This window comes from Aquamicrobium defluvii, assembly GCF_004363725.1.
In the GTDB taxonomy this organism is placed as follows: Bacteria; Pseudomonadota; Alphaproteobacteria; order Rhizobiales; family Rhizobiaceae; genus Mesorhizobium; species Mesorhizobium defluvii.
In genome coordinates, this window is the sequence record NZ_SNZF01000078.1 from 1 (window position 1) to 2,044 (window position 2,044).

Consider the following 2,044-nt stretch of genomic DNA (forward strand, 5'->3'; position numbering starts at 1 on the left):
TGTTGATTTCCGCTGAGAGCTGACCCGGGATTGAGGGATTTTTCCATTGAGAAGTGACCCATGTTTGAACCCACCCCTGCTGGTTGATTGCAGGGGACTTTGGAGTGATAGACATGGCGTTACTGAGCGTTATCCGACGCTGGCATCTGCGAGATGGACATTCGATCCGGGAGATTGCACGGCGCACGGGACTGTCGCGGAATACGATCCGCAAATACCTGCGATCAGGTGAGGTCGAGCCCCGCTTCAAGGCGCCGGAGCGGCCGAGCAAGCTTGATGCCTATGCCGAGCGGCTGTCTGCCTGGCTGAGGACGGAAGCAAACAGGCCGCGCAAGCAGAAGCGCACGATCAAGCAGTTGCACGCCGATCTGATGAGCCTCGGCTATGAGGGCTCATATGGTCGTGTCGCCGCCTTTGCGCGGGCCTGGAAGGAAGAGCGCCAGCGTCAGATGCAAACGAGCGGGCGCGGCACCTTCGTGCCGCTGGCGTTCGAGCCCGGGGAGGCCTTCCAGTTCGACTGGTCGGAAGACTGGGCGGTCATCGGCGGCGAGCGCACCAAACTTCAGGTGGCGCACTGCAAGCTCAGCTACAGCCGTGCCTTCATCGTGCGGGCCTATCCGCTGCAAACGCACGAGATGCTGTTCGACGCCCACAACCACGCCTTCCGGGTTCTGGGCGGCGTTCCCCGGCGCGGGATCTACGACAACATGCGCACGGCGGTCGACAGGATCGGCCGCGGCAAGGAGCGGCAGGTCAATGCCCGCTTCTCGGCCATGGCCAGCCATTATCTGTTCGAGACCGAGTTCTGCAATCCGGCTTCGGGCTGGGAGAAGGGACAGGTCGAGAAGAACGTCCAGGATGCGCGTCACCGGCTATGGCAGCCAATGCCGCGCTTTCCATCGCTGGAGGCCCTAAACGACTGGCTGGAGCAGCGGTGTCGGGAGCTGTGGCAACAGATTCCCCATGGCCTCCGACCCGGCACGATCGAAGACATCCGGGCCGAGGAAGCACGGTTCCTGATGCCCATGCCACGCCTCTTCGACGGCTTCGTCGAATACACCAAGCGGGTCTCTCCGACCTGCCTCGTCCATTTGGAGCGCAACCGCTACAGCGTGCCGGCGTCCTTTGCCAACCGGCCGGTTAGCCTCCGGGTCTATCCGGAGCGGATTGTGGTTGCCGCGGAGGGGCAGATCGTGTGCGAGCACCGCCGCATCATCGAGCGGTCGCATGACGGCCCCGGTCGCACCGTCTACGACTGGCGTCACTATCTGGCGGTCATCCAGCGCAAGCCCGGTGCTCTGCGCAACGGCGCTCCCTTTACTGAACTCCCCGAAGCCTTCAAACGGCTGCAGCAGCACCTGCTCAGGAAGCCCGGCGGCGACCGCGAGATGGTCGAGATCCTGTCGCTTGTCCTGCAACATGACGAGCAGGTCGTGCTGACGGCAGTGGAGATGGCCCTGCAGGCTGGCGTGCCGACCAAGGTCCATATCCTTAATCTCCTGCATCGGCTGGTCGACGGCAAGCCGATCACGGCACCCGTCGTGGATGCGCCGCAGGCGCTGAGCCTGGTCAAGGAGCCACAGGCCAATGTCGAGCGCTACGATGCGCTGCGCCAGGTTCGGGAGGTGCGTCATGCGTCATGATCCCGCCAGCGGCGCCATCGTCATCATGCTCCGGAGCCTCAAGATGCACGGCATGGCGCAGGCCGTCGCCGAGCTCACCGAGCAGGCTTCTCCCGCCTTCGAGGCCGCCATCCCGATCCTGTCGCAGCTGCTGAAGGCCGAGATGGCCGAGCGAGAGGTCAGATCCGTGGCCTATCAGCTCAAGAGTGCACGCTTCCCGGTCTATCGCGACCTGGCAGGCTTCGACTTCGCCAGCAGCGAGATCAATGAAGCCCTCGTGCGTCAGCTCCATCGATGCGAGTTCATGGGCGATGCCAACAATGTCGTGCTTGTCGGCGGCCCTGGCACCGGAAAGACCCACGTCGCCACCGCCCTTGGCGTGCAGGCGGTCGAGCATCACCGCAAGCGTGTGCGCTTCTTCT

General features: G+C 63.6%; 2 protein-coding genes. Both read left to right on the forward strand.

Annotated elements, in window-relative coordinates; all coding sequences use genetic code 11:
- The first annotated feature begins 113 nt into the window (after positions 1-113).
- On the forward strand, positions 114-1,643 hold the full coding sequence (gene istA / locus DES43_RS22170) for an IS21 family transposase (protein WP_133676467.1): 1,530 nt from the start codon (positions 114-116) through the stop codon (positions 1,641-1,643).
- The coding region (locus tag DES43_RS22175; protein ID WP_166647819.1) for an ATP-binding protein at positions 1,633-2,044 on the forward strand (412 nt) is incomplete at its 3' end. The genes istA and DES43_RS22175, both read left to right, overlap by 11 nt.